Annotated in this window: 20 protein-coding genes; 13 read left to right on the top strand and 7 right to left on the bottom strand. The window is 68.8% G+C overall.

What is annotated here, in order from left to right; genetic code table 11:
- Nucleotides 1–105: 105 nt before the first annotated feature.
- Entirely contained in the window at nt 106–1,503 is a 1,398-nt protein-coding gene (mgtE, locus tag ABC347_RS15020; protein WP_413246516.1) for a magnesium transporter, read from the top strand.
- Nucleotides 1,504–1,554: 51 nt separating this feature from the next.
- On the opposite strand, the gene ABC347_RS15015 is transcribed toward mgtE, so the two are convergent.
- The 3 genes from ABC347_RS15015 to ABC347_RS15005 form a co-directional block, all read right to left on the bottom strand.
- A complete protein-coding gene (locus ABC347_RS15015) occupies nt 1,555–2,070 on the bottom strand; it encodes a nuclear transport factor 2 family protein (protein WP_413246515.1) in 516 nt (171 codons plus the stop codon).
- A gap of 78 nt (nt 2,071–2,148) precedes the next feature.
- Complete coding sequence (locus ABC347_RS15010; RefSeq protein ID WP_413246514.1) at nt 2,149–2,778, bottom strand: HAD family hydrolase; 630 nt, start codon at nt 2,776–2,778, stop codon at nt 2,149–2,151.
- Nucleotides 2,775–3,071, bottom strand: a complete 297-nt coding sequence (locus ABC347_RS15005) for a DUF3572 domain-containing protein (RefSeq protein ID WP_413246513.1) — start codon at nt 3,069–3,071, stop codon at nt 2,775–2,777. Before ABC347_RS15005 ends, ABC347_RS15010 begins: the two co-directional genes overlap by 4 nt.
- 36 nt (nt 3,072–3,107) lie before the next feature.
- Between ABC347_RS15005 and ABC347_RS15000 the strand changes: the two genes are divergently transcribed.
- Entirely contained in the window at nt 3,108–3,470 is a 363-nt protein-coding gene (locus ABC347_RS15000) for a response regulator (RefSeq protein WP_413246512.1), read from the top strand.
- 34 nt (nt 3,471–3,504) lie between these two features.
- Here the strand turns inward: ABC347_RS15000 and rpmG are convergent, their stop codons facing one another.
- Nucleotides 3,505–3,672: a 50S ribosomal protein L33 gene (gene rpmG, locus ABC347_RS14995; RefSeq protein WP_010125625.1), complete on the bottom strand. Its 168-nt coding sequence runs from the start codon at nt 3,670–3,672 to the stop codon at nt 3,505–3,507.
- Between the two features lie 219 nt (nt 3,673–3,891).
- On the opposite strand from rpmG, the gene ABC347_RS14990 reads away from it, so the two are divergent.
- From ABC347_RS14990 to hisD, 5 genes are all read left to right on the top strand, one after another.
- On the top strand, nt 3,892–4,161 hold the full coding sequence (locus ABC347_RS14990) for a hypothetical protein (RefSeq protein WP_413246511.1): 270 nt from the start codon (nt 3,892–3,894) through the stop codon (nt 4,159–4,161).
- Between the two features lie 22 nt (nt 4,162–4,183).
- Nucleotides 4,184–4,753 (top strand): TMEM165/GDT1 family protein, encoded by a 570-nt coding sequence (locus ABC347_RS14985; protein ID WP_413246510.1) that lies wholly within the window; start codon nt 4,184–4,186, stop codon nt 4,751–4,753.
- A 125-nt stretch (nt 4,754–4,878) separates the two neighbouring features.
- Nucleotides 4,879–5,379, top strand: coding sequence for a Dps family protein (locus ABC347_RS14980; protein ID WP_413246509.1), 501 nt, complete (start codon nt 4,879–4,881; stop codon nt 5,377–5,379).
- Between the two features lie 42 nt (nt 5,380–5,421).
- A complete protein-coding gene (gene hisG, locus ABC347_RS14975) occupies nt 5,422–6,084 on the top strand; it encodes an ATP phosphoribosyltransferase (protein ID WP_413246508.1) in 663 nt (220 codons plus the stop codon).
- Nucleotides 6,081–7,367, top strand: a complete 1,287-nt coding sequence (hisD, locus tag ABC347_RS14970) for a histidinol dehydrogenase (RefSeq protein ID WP_413246507.1) — start codon at nt 6,081–6,083, stop codon at nt 7,365–7,367. The genes hisG and hisD overlap by 4 nt, the downstream gene beginning before the upstream one ends.
- Here hisD and ABC347_RS14965 read toward each other — a convergent pair.
- On the bottom strand, nt 7,364–7,645 hold the full coding sequence (locus ABC347_RS14965; RefSeq protein ID WP_413246506.1) for an ETC complex I subunit: 282 nt from the start codon (nt 7,643–7,645) through the stop codon (nt 7,364–7,366). The two genes, hisD and ABC347_RS14965, sit on opposite strands and share 4 nt — an antisense overlap.
- 34 nt (nt 7,646–7,679) lie before the next feature.
- Entirely contained in the window at nt 7,680–10,205 is a 2,526-nt protein-coding gene (gene hrpB / locus ABC347_RS14960) for an ATP-dependent helicase HrpB (RefSeq protein ID WP_413246505.1), read from the bottom strand.
- Between the two features lie 118 nt (nt 10,206–10,323).
- On the opposite strand from hrpB, the gene ABC347_RS14955 reads away from it, so the two are divergent.
- Nucleotides 10,324–10,956: a beta/gamma crystallin-related protein gene (locus ABC347_RS14955; protein WP_413246504.1), complete on the top strand. Its 633-nt coding sequence runs from the start codon at nt 10,324–10,326 to the stop codon at nt 10,954–10,956.
- Between the two features lie 28 nt (nt 10,957–10,984).
- Here ABC347_RS14955 and ABC347_RS14950 read toward each other — a convergent pair whose 3' ends face one another.
- A complete protein-coding gene (locus ABC347_RS14950) occupies nt 10,985–11,998 on the bottom strand; it encodes a polyprenyl synthetase family protein (RefSeq protein ID WP_413246503.1) in 1,014 nt (337 codons plus the stop codon).
- 97 nt (nt 11,999–12,095) lie between these two features.
- On the opposite strand from ABC347_RS14950, the gene ABC347_RS14945 reads away from it, so the two are divergent.
- From ABC347_RS14945 to ABC347_RS14925, 5 genes are all read left to right on the top strand, one after another.
- Nucleotides 12,096–12,374 (top strand): chorismate mutase, encoded by a 279-nt coding sequence (locus tag ABC347_RS14945; protein ID WP_413246502.1) that lies wholly within the window; start codon nt 12,096–12,098, stop codon nt 12,372–12,374.
- A 4-nt stretch (nt 12,375–12,378) separates the two neighbouring features.
- On the top strand, nt 12,379–14,037 hold the full coding sequence (locus tag ABC347_RS14940; protein ID WP_413246501.1) for an MFS transporter: 1,659 nt from the start codon (nt 12,379–12,381) through the stop codon (nt 14,035–14,037).
- Between the two features lie 60 nt (nt 14,038–14,097).
- Nucleotides 14,098–15,042 carry a DUF808 domain-containing protein gene (locus tag ABC347_RS14935; protein ID WP_413246500.1) on the top strand — a complete coding sequence of 315 codons (945 nt, stop codon included), beginning with the start codon at nt 14,098–14,100 and terminating at the stop codon, nt 15,040–15,042.
- A 94-nt stretch (nt 15,043–15,136) separates the two neighbouring features.
- Nucleotides 15,137–16,765, top strand: coding sequence for a bifunctional diguanylate cyclase/phosphodiesterase (locus ABC347_RS14930; protein ID WP_413246499.1), 1,629 nt, complete (start codon nt 15,137–15,139; stop codon nt 16,763–16,765).
- Nucleotides 16,762–17,511 carry a LysM peptidoglycan-binding domain-containing protein gene (locus ABC347_RS14925; RefSeq protein WP_413246498.1) on the top strand — a complete coding sequence of 250 codons (750 nt, stop codon included), beginning with the start codon at nt 16,762–16,764 and terminating at the stop codon, nt 17,509–17,511. The genes ABC347_RS14930 and ABC347_RS14925 overlap by 4 nt, the downstream gene beginning before the upstream one ends.
- The last annotated feature ends 6 nt before the right edge of the window (nt 17,512–17,517 follow it).

The following is a 17,517-nucleotide window of genomic DNA, read 5'->3' as shown; positions in this document are numbered from 1 at the left end:
CGACATCCATAAGCCGCTATGCAGCGGAATCCCCCTGACAAAGGCTGACAGCCGCGAATTTCCGGCCTAGATCGCCGCTTCGCGCCTGCGGCAGGGAGCCCGCCCATGACGGAAACCGATTTCGACGCCCCGGCAGCGCGCGCCAGCCATGACGAGGAAGATCGGCTGACGCCGGAGTTCGTCGCGCGGATCGTGGCCTATGTCGAGGAAGGCGATGTCGAAGCGGCGCGTGATGCGGTCGCCCCGCTCCATCCCGCCGACATTGCCGATCTGTTCGAGCTTGCCCCGACCGATGCACGCCGCCCGCTGGCATCCGCGCTGGCCGAGCTGCTCGACGGCGAAGTCCTTTCCGAAATGAACGAATGGGTGCGCGACGAGCTGATCGACGCGCTCAATCCGCAGGAAGTGGCGGAGATCGCCGCCCAGCTCGATACCGACGATGCCGTCGCCATCATCGAGGAGATGGACGACGAGGACCAGCGCGCCGTGCTGCGCGCGCTGGAGCCGGACGATCGCGCCGCGATCGAGGAAGCGCTGTCATTCCCGGAGGAATCGGCCGGCCGGCTGATGCAGCGCGATCTGATCGCGGTGCCCGAACATTGGACGGTGGGCGACGTGCTCGACTATCTGCGTCGCAACGAGGATCTGACGACCGATTTCTGGGAGATCTTCGTCGTCGACGGTCGCCATCACCCGGTCGGCACCTGCGCGCTCAGCTGGATCCTGCGCACGCCGCGGGGCATCGCCATCGCCGATGTCATGCAGCGCGAACAGACGCTGATCCCGGTCGACATGGATCAGGAGGAAGTAGCCCTCAAGTTCCAGAAATATGCCCTTATCTCCGCCGCCGTCGTCGATGGATCGGGCCGGCTGGTCGGCATGATCACCGTCGACGACATCGTCCACATCATCCAGGAAGAGGCCGGCGAGGATATCCTGAAGCTGTCCGGCGCGGGCGAAGGCGACATCAACGAGCCGGTGTTCGACAGCTATCGCAGCCGCGTCCGCTGGCTGCTCGCCAATCTGCTGACGGCGCTGGTCGCCTCGTCGATCATTGCGCTGTTCGAAGGCACGATCGCGCAGATGGTGGCGCTGGCGACCCTGATGCCGATCGTGGCGGGGGTCGGCGGCAATGCCGGCACGCAGACGATGGCGGTCACTGTGCGCGCGCTGGCCACGAACCAGCTGACCGGATCCAACATGGTGCGCAGCGTGACGCGCGAATTGCGCGTGGCCTTGCTGAACGGCGCGACGATCGCCGTCGTGATCGGCGCCGGCGTCTCGATCGTGTTCCAGAACATGGCGCTGGGCGGCGTCATCGCCAGCGCGATGCTGGCCAATATCGTGATCGCCGGATTGGCCGGCGTGCTGGTGCCGCTGACGCTCGACCGGTTCGATGCCGACCCCGCGGTCGCCTCGTCGGTGTTCGTCACGATGACGACAGATTCGATGGGCTTCCTTGCCTTCCTCGGCCTCGCCACCGCGGCCGGACTGACCGGCTGATCGGCGGCGCTCCCCCGGAGTCCGGCTTTAGCGGGAATGCGGAACGACGGATCAGGCCAACGGGTGATCGGGTCCGAACCCTTCGAAGAAATTCATCGGCGCCGTGCGATCGTCAGTCTCGCGGTCCCACCGGTCGATCGAATTCATCAGATAATCGAGCGAAGCGAACCGCCACTCCGTTCCGCGTCGTTCGGCGGACAGCACGTAGCGCCCGGTGAACACATCCTCGATTCCGCCGCCGCCATTGTCGGTGCGGCAGACGATGATCGACGGCGCATCGAGTCGCGCGCGGGCGCCATCGATCCGGATGGTGGGCATGCCGAACAGATGCATGCGCCGCCGATAACCCTCTTCCAGCGTCCGCACGAATTCGAGATATGCAGCGAGATCGCCCTTGAACATACCGAAGTCGAATTGCGCGTCCGGCCAGAACAACGCCGCCAGGCCGGGCCAGTCCAGCCAGTCGATGCGGGCAGCGACATCGGCCAGCATCGCCCGAAGCTCGGCCTCGTCGGTGAGCCGGTTCAGCCGGGCGCGATCCTCGGCCGTGAAAAGCTCGCTCGTCATTGCAGTGTCCCCGCCGATCGCCCGGCCGAGCTTGGCGCGCCGGTTGGACTCACTCAACTGGCGTGAAGGCGAGGCGGATCAGGCGTCAGCGGGTGCGCCGGCACGTAGCTTCGCGATCACCCAGGGCTCGGCATCGGCCCAGTCGTCGATCCGCGCATGCGCTTCGGGCGCCGCCGGGATGCCGGGGGCGAGCCGCGGTTCGGCCACCATGTGCAGCCGCCACACCGACGGTGCATGTTTCGCGACCGACGCGTGATGGATCGGCAGATCGTCGACGAACACCGTCACGCTCGGCCGATATTCCTCGATCAGCCGCGCGACCGGGCGGCCCTTTCCGCCCTGGTTGCAGACCACACGGTGCCGGATGCCGACTGCCTCGAGCTGCGCGACACGCCCGGCGTGGCAATGATCGCCGAGATTGGTCAGCACCACGATCTCGGCATGCTCGCCGATCGCCACAAGCGCTTCGCGGGCATGCGGCACCAGCGTCTGGCGGTGCATCTCGGTTGCGAAGAACCCGTCGAGCAGCGGCCAGACCGCTTCTTTCTCGAGCACGCTGCCGTCTGCCCGCCGGGTCAGAGCGGATGCGAACTCGCCAGTCTCCAGCGCGAAATCGACGTCGTGCGCCTCGCCCACCCAATCGCCGAAATGCGTCACCATGTGCAACAGCACTTCATCGCAATCGGTGATCAGCAGCGGCCTGCTCATAAATCGCTGCCGGCCCGATCGCCGCCCAACCGCTGCCCGGCGCTGACCAGATCGGCCGGGGTTCGCCCGATCGCATCGGCGCAGGCGATAAGATCGGGCTCATGGGTTTCCAGGAAGCCGATCAGTGCGGACAGCAAGGCCGGATCGGTCGCACGCATACGCAGCGAATCGCCGTCGAGCCCGGTCAGCGCCAGCAACCGCTGGGCGCGCGCATCCTCGCTCAGCGTCCAGGCCAGCGCGGCCAGCGCCACCGTCTGGGCGTCGTCCTCGGCGATTGTGTCCTTGACGTGCATAACCTAGTGTCGGGCCTCCGCAGCAGAGGGTCGCAGGTGACGAAGAAAGTTCTGGTTGTCGAGGATAACGAACTCAACCTGAAGCTGTTCTGCGATCTGCTGCGCGCTCATGATTTCGATGCCATGGCCATCAGCGATGGCCGTGACGCGCTGGATGCGGCGCGCAGCTTCCAGCCGGAACTCGTCATCATGGATATCCAGCTGCCCCATGTGTCGGGGCTGGAACTGATCGACGCCATGAAACAGGACGAGACGCTGGCGCGGATCCCGATCATCGCCGTCACCGCCTATGCCGCCAAGGGCGACGAGGATCGGATCCGGGCGGCGGGAGCCGAAGGCTATATTTCGAAGCCGATCTCGGTGATGCGCTTCATCCAGTCGGTCGAAGCGCTGGTCTAGTCACACAGCCGACAAGCAGCGCGTGACTGCCCGCTTACTTGATCTTGGCTTCCTTGAAATCGACATGCTTGCGCACGACCGGATCATATTTCCGGAAGCTCAGCTTTTCGGTCTGGGTGCGCGGGTTCTTCTTCGTGACGTAGAAGAAGCCCGTATCGGCCGTGCTGACGAGCTTGATCTTGACGGTGGTCGGCTTGGCCATGACCCTGAAACCTTCTGGACGAAATGATCGGTGGCACGAAAAAACAAGGCGGCGTCGCCGCCGCCCGATTCCGCTGGAGCCGCGGCCAATGCGGGACCCCGCCCCGAAAGTCAAGCCGAACGGCCATATGGTCGCGGCCTTGCTGAACCTTGGCTGTCAGCGTGCTTAAGCCTCCGCTAACCAAAGCCGGGCCAAGGTGCTGCCATCAAGGAGGCCATGATGGCGACGGCAGCAGACACCACGTTCGAAAATCCCGCCATCGAGGCGGAGCTTCGCGCCCGGATCGATCAGGTGACCCGCGATCACCGCCTCTTCTCGACGCGCGAGCTTGGCCGCCGTATCGATTCGATCGCCGGTCTGGCTGGCCTCTACGGTTATGGTGCGATCGTCGATGCCGCCGCAGCTTTGTCTGCCGGCCTGGCGAACGATGGCCGCAGCGCGCTCTATGGCCCTGCCGGCCACGCGCTTGCCGCCGCACTGCGCCCCTGATCCATCGCGCGCCCGCCACCCCGTGGACGCGCTCCTCACCACATTCCTTGCCGCGCTGGTCGCCGAACTGGGCGACAAGAGCCAGCTGATGGCGCTCGCCCTGGTCGCGCGCTTCCCGGATCGTCGCGGCGCGGTGCTCTGCGGGATCGCCGCTGGGTTGCTGGCGACCGCATTGCTGGCCGCGGCCGGCGGCGCGCTGGTTGCCGATCTCGTCAATTTCAGAGCCGTTTCGCTGATGTGCGGGCTCGCCCTGATCTTCGCAGGCATCACGATGTTCCGCCCCCCGGCCACGCCGCGCGAGGCGATCTACGATCGGCTCGGCGCGTTCGGCGCGGCGGCATTCGCGATCGGCGTGATGGCGTTCGGCGATCGCACCCAGTTCCTGACCTTCGCCCTGGCGGCACGGGCCGATTCCGTCGTGCTGGCCGGCATCGGCGGCGGCCTGGGCGCGCTGGCGGCGACGCTGCCCGTGGCGCTGGCCGGCCGGCAGCTGGCCGATCGGCTGCCGCTGCGGCCGATGCGCGCCACCGCCGGCGCGCTGCTCGTACTGATCGGCACGATCGTCGCGCTGAATGCGCTGCGCTTGATCTGAGTCACTGCCGGCGATCAGCCTGATCGCGATTTTTAATCGGTCGCCGCGGGCTCCCCGATGCCACCAAACATGCGATAGTTCGTTGGGCCAGCGAATCGAAACCAGCCCGATGGAGGCCAATTGCCATGGCGAAAGCGCCCAAGCCCAAGCTCGCGACCCCGACCGACCTGTCCAGCAACGCGGTCAGCACCGTCGCCGATGCGCTGAATGGAATCCTAGCGGACAGCTACGCGCTGTACCTGAAGACCAAGAATTTCCACTGGCACGTCTCGGGCCCGCATTTCCGCGATTATCACCTGATGCTCGACGATCAGGCGACCCAGATCCTGGGCACCACCGACGCCATTGCCGAACGGGTGCGCAAGACCGGCAACGTCACCTTGCGGTCGATCGGCGACATCCACCGCCGCCAGCGGATCAAGGACAATGACGCCGATTTCGTGTCGCCGCAGGACATGCTGATCGAGCTGCGCGAGGACAATCTGAAGCTCGTGGAATATCTGCGCGACGCCAAGGACATCGTCGACGAAGCCAAGGACAATGCGACCAGCGGCATCCTGGACGACTGGACCGACCAGGCCGAGGAGCGCGCGTGGTTCCTGTTCGAAGCCAGCCGCAGCGCCTGAGCCAAATTGCCATGGCCGTGCGGCCGTCCTAAGGCGCGCCGCATGGCCGGACAGCTGATCATCGCGATTCCGAAGGGACGCATCCTGGGCGAGGTGCTGCCGCTGCTCGCTGCCGTCGGGATCGAGCCCGAGCCTGCCTTTGCGGACGAGGATAGCCGCGCGCTCGCCTTCGCCACCAATCGCCCCGAGATCGGCCTGATCCGGGTCCGCGCATTCGACGTGGCGACCTTCGTCGCCCACGGCGCGGCCCAGTTGGGCGTTGTCGGGTCGGACGTACTGATGGAGTTCGATTATTCGGAACTCTATGCCCCGGTAGATCTCGACATAGGTCACTGCCGCGTCTCGGTGGCCGAGCCCGCCAGTCTGGCCGCTGCGGACGATCCGCGCAGTTGGAGCCATGTCCGCGTCGCCACCAAATATCCGGCTTTGACGAGCCGCCATTTCGAAGCGCGCGGCGTGCAGGCCGAATGCGTGAAGCTGAATGGCGCGATGGAGATCGCACCGAAGCTCGGCCTCGCCGATCGCATCGTCGATCTCGTCTCCTCGGGACGCACGCTCCAGGAAAACGGGCTCGTCGAAGTCGAGGTGATCGCCGAGGTTTCGGCGCGCCTGATCGTCAATCGTGCCGCCTTCAAGACTCGGCCCGAGATCGTGCCGCTGGTCGAGGCGTTCCGCACCGCGGTCGGGGCCACCCGCGCGGCATGACCATCCGGCTGGCCACTGTCGATCCCGGGTTTGCGAGCGGCTTTGCCGCGCTCGTCGATGGCCGCCGGGAGGCGGACGAGGATGTTCGCGAAGCCGTCGCTGCGATCATCGCGCGGGTGCGGCGCGAAGGCGATGCGGCGCTGGCAGATCTCACCCGGCGCTTCGACGGCCATGATCTGGATGCCACCGGCTGGGAAGTGCCCCGCGCCGAACGCCGCGCAGCGCTCGATGGCCTGCCCCGCGACCTGCGCGCAGCACTCGATCTCGCCGCCGATCGCATCCGCCTCTATCATGCCGCGCAGCGCCCCGCCGACCGCGACGAAACCGATCGCGCCGGTGTCCGCCTCGGCGCGCGCTGGTCGGCGGTGGAAGCGGCCGGGCTGTACGTGCCGGGCGGGCGCGCTGCCTATCCCTCGTCGGTGCTGATGAACGCGCTGCCGGCCAAGGTCGCCGGCGTCGATCGGCTGGTGATGGTCACGCCCACCCCCGGTGGCGAGGCCAATCCGCTTGTGCTGGCCGCTGCCGAACTGGCCGGCGTCGATCAACTGTTCCGGGTCGGCGGCGCCCAGGCGGTGGCCGCGCTTGCCCACGGCACCGGGCGGATCGCGGCCGTCGACGTGATCGTCGGCCCGGGCAATGCCTGGGTGGCGGAGGCCAAGCGCCAGCTTTACGGTGTCGTCGGGATCGACATGGTCGCTGGCCCATCGGAGATCGTGGTGGTCGCCGATGCGGCCAACGACCCGGCCTGGATCGCCGCCGATCTGCTGAGCCAGGCGGAGCATGATCCGACCAGCCAGTCGATCCTGTTCACGGACGATCAGGGCTTCGCCGACGCGGTCGCCGCCGAAGTCGATCGCCAGCTCGCGACGCTGGCGACTGGCGAGACGGCGCGGACCAGCTGGCAGGCGAACGGCGCGATCATCGTGGTGGCCGATCTGGCGGATACGCCGCCGCTGATCGACCGGCTGGCGCCCGAGCATCTCGAGCTGGCCGTCGCCGATCCCGATCCGCTGTTCCGCGCGGTGCGGCATGCCGGTTCGATCTTCCTCGGCCGCCACACGCCGGAAGCGGTCGGCGATTATGTCGGCGGGCCGAACCATGTGCTGCCCACCGGCCGGCGCGCCCGTTTCGCCAGCGGGCTTTCGGTGCTGGATTTCATGAAGCGCACCAGTTTCCTGGGCTGCGACGCCGCCGCGATCCGGTCGATCGGGCCGGCGGCCGTGGCGCTGGCGGAAGCCGAAGGGCTGCCCGCGCACGCGGCGTCGGTGGCGCTCCGGCTTTAGCGGAAGTTGTCGGCGTAGGCCTGGATCTTGAGCACGCGTTCCGCGGCAGGCACGATCCGCGGCGTGAGCCCGGCCTTTTCCGCATAGGCGCGCGCGGCATCCAGCGTATCGAAGGTCAGCCGGACCTGGCCGTTGGTGTCGCCCGATCCTGCCCAGCCGGTCAACGGATCGGCGCGCTTTGCCTCGGCCGGTTCATGTTCCAGCACCCAGCGGCCGGCGCGTGCGCGGCCGGATTGCATGGCGCTCTTGTCGAGCTGATAGATGCGGGCATGGCTCATGGCCTTGCGCGATGCCGCGCGCGGCCGCGAGTCGTCAAGCCCTGCCGCGCGCGGCCGCCTTCTTCGTGCGCAGCGTGGGATCTGCCGCGGCGGGATCGTCCGGCCAGGGATGGCGCGGATAACGGCCGCGCATTTCGCGCGCGACGGCGGCCCAGCTGCCCGACCAGAAGCCCGGCAGATCGCGCGTCGTCTGGATCGGGCGCCCCGCGGGCGAGGTGAGCCGCAGCAGCAGCGGCACCCGGCCATCGGCCAGCATCGGGTGATCGGCGCGGCCGAACAGCGTCTGCGGGCGCAGTTCGACCGCAGGCGCGCCATCGCCCTCATAATCGATCGGATGGCGGCTGCCGGCGGCGGATTCGAAATGGGTCGGGGCGATGCGGTCGAGCAGGCGCTGCTGGGGCCAGTCGATCAGCGCCAGGATCGCCTGATGTAGCGCATCGGCCGGGATCTGCTCTAGCCGGCGGCGCCCGGCGACGAGTGGGGGCAGCCAATCCTCCAGTCGAGCGAGCAGCGCCTCGTCACTGAGGTCCGCGGTGTCGAAACCGTGCGCTGCCGCAAATGCGGCGCGGGCCCGCAGCGCACGAGTTGTATCCGGCCAGTCCAGCAAGGCCGGCCCGTGCGCACGCACGCCTTCCACCAGCGCCGCTGCGATCGCGGCGGGATTGGCGGCATCGTCCGGGCCGGATGCCAGGCGGATGGCCCCCAATCGCCGCTCGCGCACCGCCTGCACACCGCGCGTGGCGGGATCGAACCGCACGCTGCGCCGCGTCTCCACGCGGTCGGCGAACAGCGCCAGCACGTCGGCCTCCTCGATCGCCGCGGTAGACAGGATCCGCGCGCCCGCCGCCGCCCCCTGCGCCTCGGCGACCGCCAGCCACTGGGCACGCGCCAACGGCGCCGCAGGATCGAGGCGGAAGCCGCGTCCGCCGATCGAGACCCAATCCGCCCCGTCCCCGCCGCGCCGGCGCGAGACACGATCGGGAAAGGCCAGCGCCACGCAGGCGGCGACGCTTCCCTGGTCGTCATCCCTGCGAACGCCGGAATCCAGGGCGGCAGGCGGTGACGTTCCGGGCTCTGGATCCCGGCGCTCGCCGGGATGACGGATCGAAACCATCGCCGCCCATCGCCGGGCGAGGCCACGCGCCGCCTCCGCACGCGGCCCGCGCTCGCGCCGCCAGCGCTGCAGTCGCGTATCCAGATCGGCATCGCTGCCGCCCAAGCCACGTTCCGACAGCAGCGCCGCGACCTCGCCGGCCAGCGTCGCGAACCCGCGCGCACCTGCGGCGACCAGCATGTGCGCCAGCCGCGGCGGCAGCGGCAGCCGCTGGATCGCCCGGCCATGCGTGGTCGGCCGGCCATCGCCATCGAGCGCGCCGAGCGTCATCAGCCGCGAACGCGCTTCCGCCACCGCGGCCGCCGGCGGCGGATCGAGCCAGGCGAGCGTGGCCGGATCGGTCACGCCCCATAGTGCGCAATCGAGCAGCAGCGCGGATAGATCCGCCTCCAATATCTCGGGCGGATCGAAGCGCGGCAATCCGGCGGTCGCCGCCTCTTCCCACAGGCGATAGGCGACGCCGGGCGCCTGACGGGCGGCGCGGCCCGCACGCTGGGTGACGGCAGCCTGGCTGGCGCGTTCCGTCACCAGCCGGGTGATGCCCGCAGCGCGATCATAGCGTGCCCGCCGCGCAAGCCCCGAATCGACCACGATCCGTACGCCATCCAGCGTCAGGCTGGTTTCCGCGATCGATGTCGCCAGCACCAGTTTCCGGGTGCCCGCCGCCGCCGGCGCGATCGCGGCCCGCTGTTCCGCCGGATCGAGGCTGCCGTGCAGCCGGTGCAGAACGACGTCCGCTGGCAGGCGATCAAGCCGCTCCACGGTCCGCTCGATCTCCGCCACCCCCGGCAGGAAAGCCAGGCACCCCCCCGGCTCCTCCGCCAGCGCGCGCCGGATTGCGGCGGCCATCGCATCTTCGATCCGCTGCTCGTTCGCCCGGCCGATGTGGCGCAGGTCCAGCGGATGGGCGCGGCCCGCACTCTCGATCACCGGCGCGTCGCCCAGCAACCGGGCGAAGCGCGCGCCGTCCAGCGTTGCCGACATCGCCACCAGCCGCAGGTCGGGCCGCAGCGCCTGCGCATCGCGCGCCAGCGCCAGGCCGAAATCGCTGTCCAGGCTGCGTTCGTGCACCTCGTCGAACAGCACCGCCGATATCCCGGCGAGCTCCGGATCGGCCAGGACGCGGTTGCGGAAGATGCCCTCGGTCAGCACCAGCACACGCGTGGCGGCCGACTGTTTCGCATCGAGCCGGGTGGCATAGCCGATCGTACGGCCCACCGGCTCGCCCGCCAGCGCCGCCATCCGTTCCGCCGCCGCGCGCGCGGCTAGCCGCCGTGGCGACAGCAGCAGGATCTGGCCGTCGCACCAGGGTTCGGCCAGCAATGCCGGGGCGACCGCGGTGGTCTTGCCCGCCCCCGGCGGCGCGACCAGCACCGCGTTGGGCGCGGCTCGCAATGCCCCAAGCAGCTCGGACAGCACGGCATGGATCGGCAGCTCCTGCATCATCGCATTTTCCCTATCAGGCCGGTGCCTTCAAGGGACAGTTCGCGGAGCAGCAGCGGTGCAAAGGAAACCCGATCGGCGGCTCGATCATTGAAAGCGCAGGATTTTCAGGAGACGGATCATGCGCAGCGCCCTTTTCATCGCCGCGGCCCTGGCACCGATGGCGCCCGGCCAGGCGCAATCCCCCAGCGCCAGCATCACCTTTTACGAGCTGCCAGCCTATATCGGGCGATCGGTGACGCTGACGACGGATTCGCCCGACCTGGCCACGCAGGGCTTCGCGAAGCGGGCGCAGAGTGCACGCGTTGTCGGCGAGTGGCAGGTCTGCCCGCAAAGCGGGTTCGCCGGCGGCTGCCAGACGTTGAATGCGGATCAGCCGCTGTTGCGCAAATCCACTGTCGCCTCGGCACGGCGCAGTGGCGCATCCGCGCAGACAGCAAGCTCAAGTTCGACCAGCAACAGCTCGACCGCGGCCGCATCGACCGGGACGGCGGTCGATCTCGATACGCTAGATGCCAGCAGCGGCACCGAGGGCCAGGATGTCGCCTTCTTCGCGACGCCGACACTCAGCGGCACCGCGGTTTCGGCAGGATCGAACGACGTCGCCGCGGGGACCGCCTTCTGCAAGGTCGCGGGCTACGCGACTGCCGCCTATGCGGGGCGGGCACGGTCGCAAAGTTCGAACATCATCGATATCGCGGCGAAGGTGAAGACGCGCGGCTTCGCGCTGAAGGACGTGCTCTGCCGCCGCTAGGCCGGGCGCATCGGCCGCAGGTGCGCGATCAATAGGCGCGCGCGATCGCGAACTCGACCGCTTCGACCAGCGCCGCCTTCGCCTGACCGCCGCCCAGCCCGGCGAGCGAGTCGATCGCGCGCTGGCCGTAATGGCGGGCACGCGCCAGCGTGTCCTCCAGCGCGCCGGTCGCGCGCAGCAGCGCCGTCGCCTGGGCAAGATCGGCGTCGGCCACGCGGCGGCCTTCCATCGCATCGCGCCAGAAGCGCTGCTGATCGGCATCGCCGCGGGCATGCGCCAGGATCACCGGCAGCGTGACCTTGCCATCGCGGAAGTCGTCGCCGGCATCCTTGCCCATAGTCGCGCCGTCGGATTCATAGTCGATCGCATCGTCGACCAGCTGGAACGCGATGCCGAGGTTGCGGCCATAGCTGTCCAGCGCCTGCTCGACCGCCTCGTCACGTTCCGACACCACGGCCGCGATCCGGCAGGCGGCGGCGAACAGCGCGGCCGTCTTGGCGCCGATGATGTGCAGATATTGTTCTTCCGACGTCTCGATCCGGCGCTGGGCGGATAGCTGATCAACCTCGCCTTCCGCGATTACAGCACTGGCGTTGGACAGGATCCTGAGCACGCGCAGGCTGCCATCCTCGACCATCAGTTCGAACGAGCGTGAGAACAGGAAATCACCGACAAGCACGCTGGCGGGATTACCCCAGATAATATTCGCGGTGCGCTTGCCGCGGCGCAGGCCCGATCCATCGACGACATCGTCGTGCAGCAGCGTTGCGGTGTGGATGAACTCGACCGCGGCAGCCAGCTTGTGGTGGCGGGTGCCCGGATAATCGAGCAGCTTGGCGCAGGCCAGCGTCAGCATCGGCCGCATCCGCTTGCCACCGCCGGCGATCAGGTGGCCGGCCAGCTCGGGGATCAGCGGCACCCGGCTCTGCATCCGTGCCAGAATCACTTCGTTCACGCGGTGCATATCGGCGGCAACCAGCGCCATCATCGGATCCAGCGAGGGGGCGGCGGCGCGGCCGATCGGGTGAATCGTGGCGGTCATCTCGTTCCGCTCTGGCCGGGGACAGCCGCGAAGGCAAGCCGCCGGGGGTTGCCAGCACGGGGGCGAGTGCCGAAAAGGCGGCGGACCGGGAGGACGCATGACCGACGAGACGCTGACCGCCTATCGCGAGAGCATCGACAATATCGATGCCGCGCTCGTCTTCATGCTCGCCGAGCGCTTCAAGGTGACGCAGGCGGTGGGCCGTTACAAGGCGCACACCGGGCTGCCGCCGGCCGATCCCGATCGCGAGAGCCGCCAGATCGCCCGGTTGCGCGATCTGGCCGACAAAGCGAAACTGGATCCCGATTTCTCCGAGAAGTTCCTGCGCTTCATCATCGACGAGGTGATCCGCCATCACGAGACGGCGCGCGGCTGATCCATTGACGACGCCGGCGCCCGCCCCCGGCCAAGCGCCGCTTTCCATCCCCATTTTCCGCGCGGTCTGGATCGCCAGCCTGGTTTCCAACTTCGGCGGGCTGATCCAATCGGTCGGCGCGTCATGGATGATGACGAGCCTTGCCAGTTCGCCGCAGCTGGTGGCGCTGGTGCAGGCTTCAACCACGCTGCCGATCATGTTCTTCTCGCTCTGGGCGGGCGCAATCGCGGACAATCTCGATCGGCGCCGGGTGATGCTGGCGGCGCAGGGCTTCATGCTGGCGGTATCCGCCACGCTGGCAGTGACCGCCTGGGCCGGGCTGCTGACCCCATGGCTGCTGCTGGGATTCACCTTCCTGATCGGTTGCGGCACGGCGCTGAACGGGCCGGCCTGGCAGGCGTCGGTCGGCGATATGGTGCCGCGCGCGTCGCTGTCGGGCGCGGTCGCGCTGAACAGCATGGGGTTCAACATCGCGCGCAGCGTGGGGCCGGCGATCGGCGGCGCGATCGTGGCGGCAGCCGGCGCGGCTGCCGCCTTCCTGGCCAATGCGCTCAGTTATGTCGGGCTGATCGTGGTGCTGCTGCGCTGGCGACCGCAGACCCCGCCCCGGCTGCTGCCGCGCGAACGGCTGGGCACCGCGATGGCGGCGGGGGTTCGCTATGTGGCGCTGTCACCGATCCTGCGCACCGTGATGCTGCGTGCCGCCATGTTCGGGCTCGCCGCCAGCGCGGTTCCGGCGCTGATGCCGCTGGTCGCGCGGGGGCTGATGGCGGGCGGTCCATTGATCTATGGCGCGTTGCTGGGTGCGTTCGGGATCGGCGCCGTGGCGGGCGCGCTCGCCAGCACGCGCATCCGCCGCGCGCTTCCGACCGAGGCGATCGTGCGCATCGGGTCGCTTGCGCTGGCGACGGGGGCAGTCGCGGTCGGGCTCAGCCGCGCGCTGCCGCTGACGATCGCGGCATTGATGCTGGCCGGTGCCGGCTGGGTGGTCGCGCTGTCCACCTTCAATGTCACGATCCAGATGGCGACGCCGCGCTGGGTCGTCGCGCGCGGGTTGGCGCTGTACCAGATGGCAGCGTTCGGGGGCATGGCGGTCGGCGCCTGGCTGTTCGGGCTGCTGGCCGAGCGCCACGGCGTGGGCGAGGCACTGGTGATCGCCGGCGGCTGCCAGGCGGCCGGGCTCCTGCTGGGCCTGCGCGCGCCGCTGCCGCAGGTCGAATCGCTGAACCTCGATCCGCGCGGCTGGCAGGAGCCTGAGACGGCGATCCCGGTGGAGCCGCGCAGCGGACCGATCGTGGTGTCGATCGAATATCGGCTGGAGGCGACCGACATCCCCACCTTTCTGGAGGCGATGGCAGAGCGCCGCCGCATCCGCCGCCGCGATGGCGCGCATCGCTGGACGCTGTTGCGCGATCTGGGCGAGCCTGATCTGTGGATCGAACGCTACAAGGTCTCGACCTGGCTCGATTATGTCCGCCACAATCAGCGCCGGACCCAGGCCGACACCGCCAATAGCGAGCGACTGAAGGCCCTGCATCGCGGATCCTGGCCGCCCGTCGTCCATCGCCGGATCGAACGCCAGACCGGATCGCTGCCCGTGATGCGCGCAGCCGGCCCGAGCGAACTGGCGGAGCCGATGACCGATCCCAGCCGTTCGAGCTGATTGCATCGCGTCGGCCACGCGCTACCTGTGGCCGATCCGACAGGGAACAGGGGGTTATCGATGGCATCCGGTCTGGTTGCGTTGCTCGACGATGTGGCGGCGATCGCCAAGCTGGCCGCGGCCTCGCTGGACGATGTGACCGCCGCTGCCGGCCGGGCCGGATCGAAGGCTATCGGCGTTGTGGTCGATGATGCCGCGGTCACGCCACGCTACGTGACCGGCTTCACGCCCAAGCGCGAATTGCCGATCATCTGGAAGATCGCGGTCGGTTCGATCCGCAACAAGCTGCTGTTCCTGCTGCCGGCCGCGCTGCTGCTGAGCGCGTTCGCACCGGCCTGGGCGATCCCGGCGCTGCTGATCGTGGGCGGCACCTATCTCTGCTTCGAAGGCGCCGAGAAGGTGATCGAGGCGCTGGGCGGTGCGAAGCATGGCGCAGACGAAGACGTGACCGGTGACCCAGCCGAGCTGGAGAAGAAGAAGATCGCCGGCGCGATCCGCACCGATTTCATCCTGTCGGCCGAAATCATGGCGATCGCGCTGGCCGAGGTCGCCACGCTGCCGATCCTCAATCAGGCGATCGTCCTGGCGATCGTGGCGCTGGTGATCACTGCGGGCGTCTATGGCGTCGTCGGCCTGATCGTGAAGATGGACGATATCGGCCTGCATCTCGCCAAGACGCGGACCGGCGCGATGGCATCGTTCGGCCGCGGCCTTGTGAAGGCGATGCCGATCCTGATGCGCGCGCTGGCGGTGATCGGCACGGCCGCGATGCTGTGGGTCGGTGGGCAGATCATCGTCCACCAGCTCCACTATTTCCATCTGACCCCGCTGCCCGACTGGATCCACGACGCCGGCGCCGCAGCCGGCCATGCGGTACCCGCGATCGGTGGTGCGCTGGAATGGATCGTAGCGGCCGCGCTGTCGGGTCTGTTCGGGCTGGTGATCGGCAGCATCGTGGCGGTGATCGTCAACAAGCTGTTCCACAAGAATGCCGCCCACGCTTGAGCTTAGCCTGACGGTTTCACCTGTCACCATCTTCCGTTAACCGTTTCCGCCTAGGGTGCCAGCAGCGCGCAGCTGCAAGGAACCCTGCGAAATCATGCCGTTCGCTCCTGCCAATCCCGGGCCGCCCGGCCGCGACAGCCTGCGCATGTGCGTCGCAGCGCTGCTGGCGGGCGCGGCGTCGGTGCTGGCGATGGCCGGTTCGGGAACGCTGTCCGCGATCCCGGCGGCGGCTGCCTGCGGCCTGGCCCTCAGCGCCGCTTGGCGCGTGGGCCGTGCGGAGCGCCACCTTGCCGGCCTGATCGAGGATGGGGCTGCGAGCGGCGGGCTTCACCGGCTGATCACCGCGCTCGATGCCCGGCTGGAAGCGGTGCGACACCGCACCATGCCAATCCATCCCGTGACCCGGCTGGTGACTCGCGAACCGCTGTTCGCCGCGATCGAATCGGTGGCGCGCGATCCCGCCGCGCCGCGCCTGCTGGGTGTGATCCGGCTGATCGACCATGATCGCATCGCCGCCTTCGACCAGGCGGCCGCCAATCGTGTGCTTATCGGCTTCGCCAAGCGGCTGGCCGGCGCCGTGCCGCGTGGCGTGCTGCTGGCGCAGGTCGATCGCGATGCGTTCGCGCTCTGGTTCGGCGATTGCGACGGCGATTGCGATTCACAGGCAGCGCAGCTGCGATCGATCCTGTTCGTCGCCGCGCAGGAACTGGACGATGTCGGCACGATCCTGACCCCGACCATCGCCGCGGGCAGCGCCTGCTGGCCAGAGGACGGCGCGGCACCGGCCATGTTGCTGGCGCAGGCAGTGGCCGCGCTGATCGAATGCAGCAGCGATGCCGCCGGCGGCCTGGCACCTGGCCGCGCCGAGGAGCGTGCGGCGGCGCGCGAACGCTTCGTGCTGGAGCAGGATCTGGCGCAGGCGATCGCCGAGGATCAGCTGACGATGTTCTTCCAACCGGTCGTCGATCTGGCGCGGGGCCGGATCGTGGGGGCGGAGGCGCTGCTGCGCTGGGAGCATCCGACGCTGGGCAATGTCTCGCCCGCGCGCTTCATTCCGGTGGTGGAAGCGATCGGTCTCGGCGAACGCTACGGCCTGTGGGTGTTGAACACGGCCGCACGCGAGGCGCGGCGCTGGCGCGATGCCGGCCATGCCGATTTCAAGATGGCGGTGAACCTGTCCGCCCGCCAGCTGCTGGACGACCAGCTGGCGACCAAGATCGCGCGCACGCTGGATCGGCACGGCCTGCCGGCGAACGCGATCGAACTTGAGCTGACGGAAACCGCGGCGATGGCCGATGCGTCGCGCACGCTGAACCTGTTCGGCACGCTTCGCGCGATGGGCATCAGCCTGGCGATCGACGATTTCGGCAGCGGTTATTCCAGCCTCAGCTATCTGAAGAACCTTCCGTTCGACAAATTGAAGATCGACCGCGAATTCGTGAGCGGCATCGATACCCGGCCCGATAGCCGCGCGATCTGCGCCGCGCTGATCGCGCTTGGCAATGGTCTCGGCCTGCGCGTGCTGGCCGAAGGCGTGGAGACCGAGACCGAGGTCGCCGCGCTCCGCGCGCTCGGCTGCGGCCTGTTCCAGGGCTATCATTTCGCACGCCCGCTCGCCGGCGACGATTTCCTGGCGCTGGCCGAGGATCCAGCATTCCTGGCCCGGCTCGCGCCCCCCGTTCACCGTCAGATCGACGCAATCGAAAGCCGCCTGTCCGCATGATCCAGAGCCGTCTCCCGAACCGCCTGATGGCGGCAACGCTGCTGATCGCCAGCGCCACGCTGGCCGGCTGCGGCCCATCGTCGAAAGGCGGCGGGCGCGTCGAAAGCGCTGGAGCCCAGCCCGCCGCCAGCGGCTGGGAAGGCCGCGAGAAGGTGGGCGACGCGATCGCGTTGCTGAACGCGGGCGAGGCCGAAAAGGCGCGCAAGCTGCTGGCCAAGGTCGTCGCCCGCCAGCCCGGCGATGCGGTCGCGGCCAGCCTGCTGCGGCAGATCGACACGCCGGCCGAAACGCTGCTCGGCAGCCAGTCCTACACGGTCACCGCGCGCAGCGGTGACAGCTTCTCGAGCCTGGCCCAGCGCCATCTCGGGGATCCGATGATGTTCTATGCGCTCGCGCGGTACAACGGCCTGCAGGCCGCGGGCACGGTCACGACGGGGCAGAAGATTCGCGTCCCCGGGCGCGAACCCCAGCGCGCCACCCCCCGGCCCGATCGCACCCCGGCCGAGGCAAAGGCCGCGCCGCGCCCTGCGCCGGTCGTTGCTGCCCCCCGACCTGCCCCGGCCGCCAATCCGGCCGGTGCACAGCGGCTGCGCGCGGCTGCGCTGGAACAGATGAACCGCGGCCAGATCGATCGCGCCGTCGGCCTGCTCAACCAGGCCACACGGCTCGATCCGGCCAACCCGCTGGTGCGCCGCGATCTGGAACGGGCGCTACGGATCCGCCGCACGGTCCGCGCCAAGTCGTAAAGATGT

Source organism: Sphingomonas canaveralia (assembly GCF_047238125.1).
In the GTDB taxonomy this organism is placed as follows: Bacteria; Pseudomonadota; Alphaproteobacteria; order Sphingomonadales; family Sphingomonadaceae; genus JBDFMH01.
Note: the sequence above shows the minus strand (reverse complement) of the source record. Positions and strands in the feature narration are given on the sequence as shown.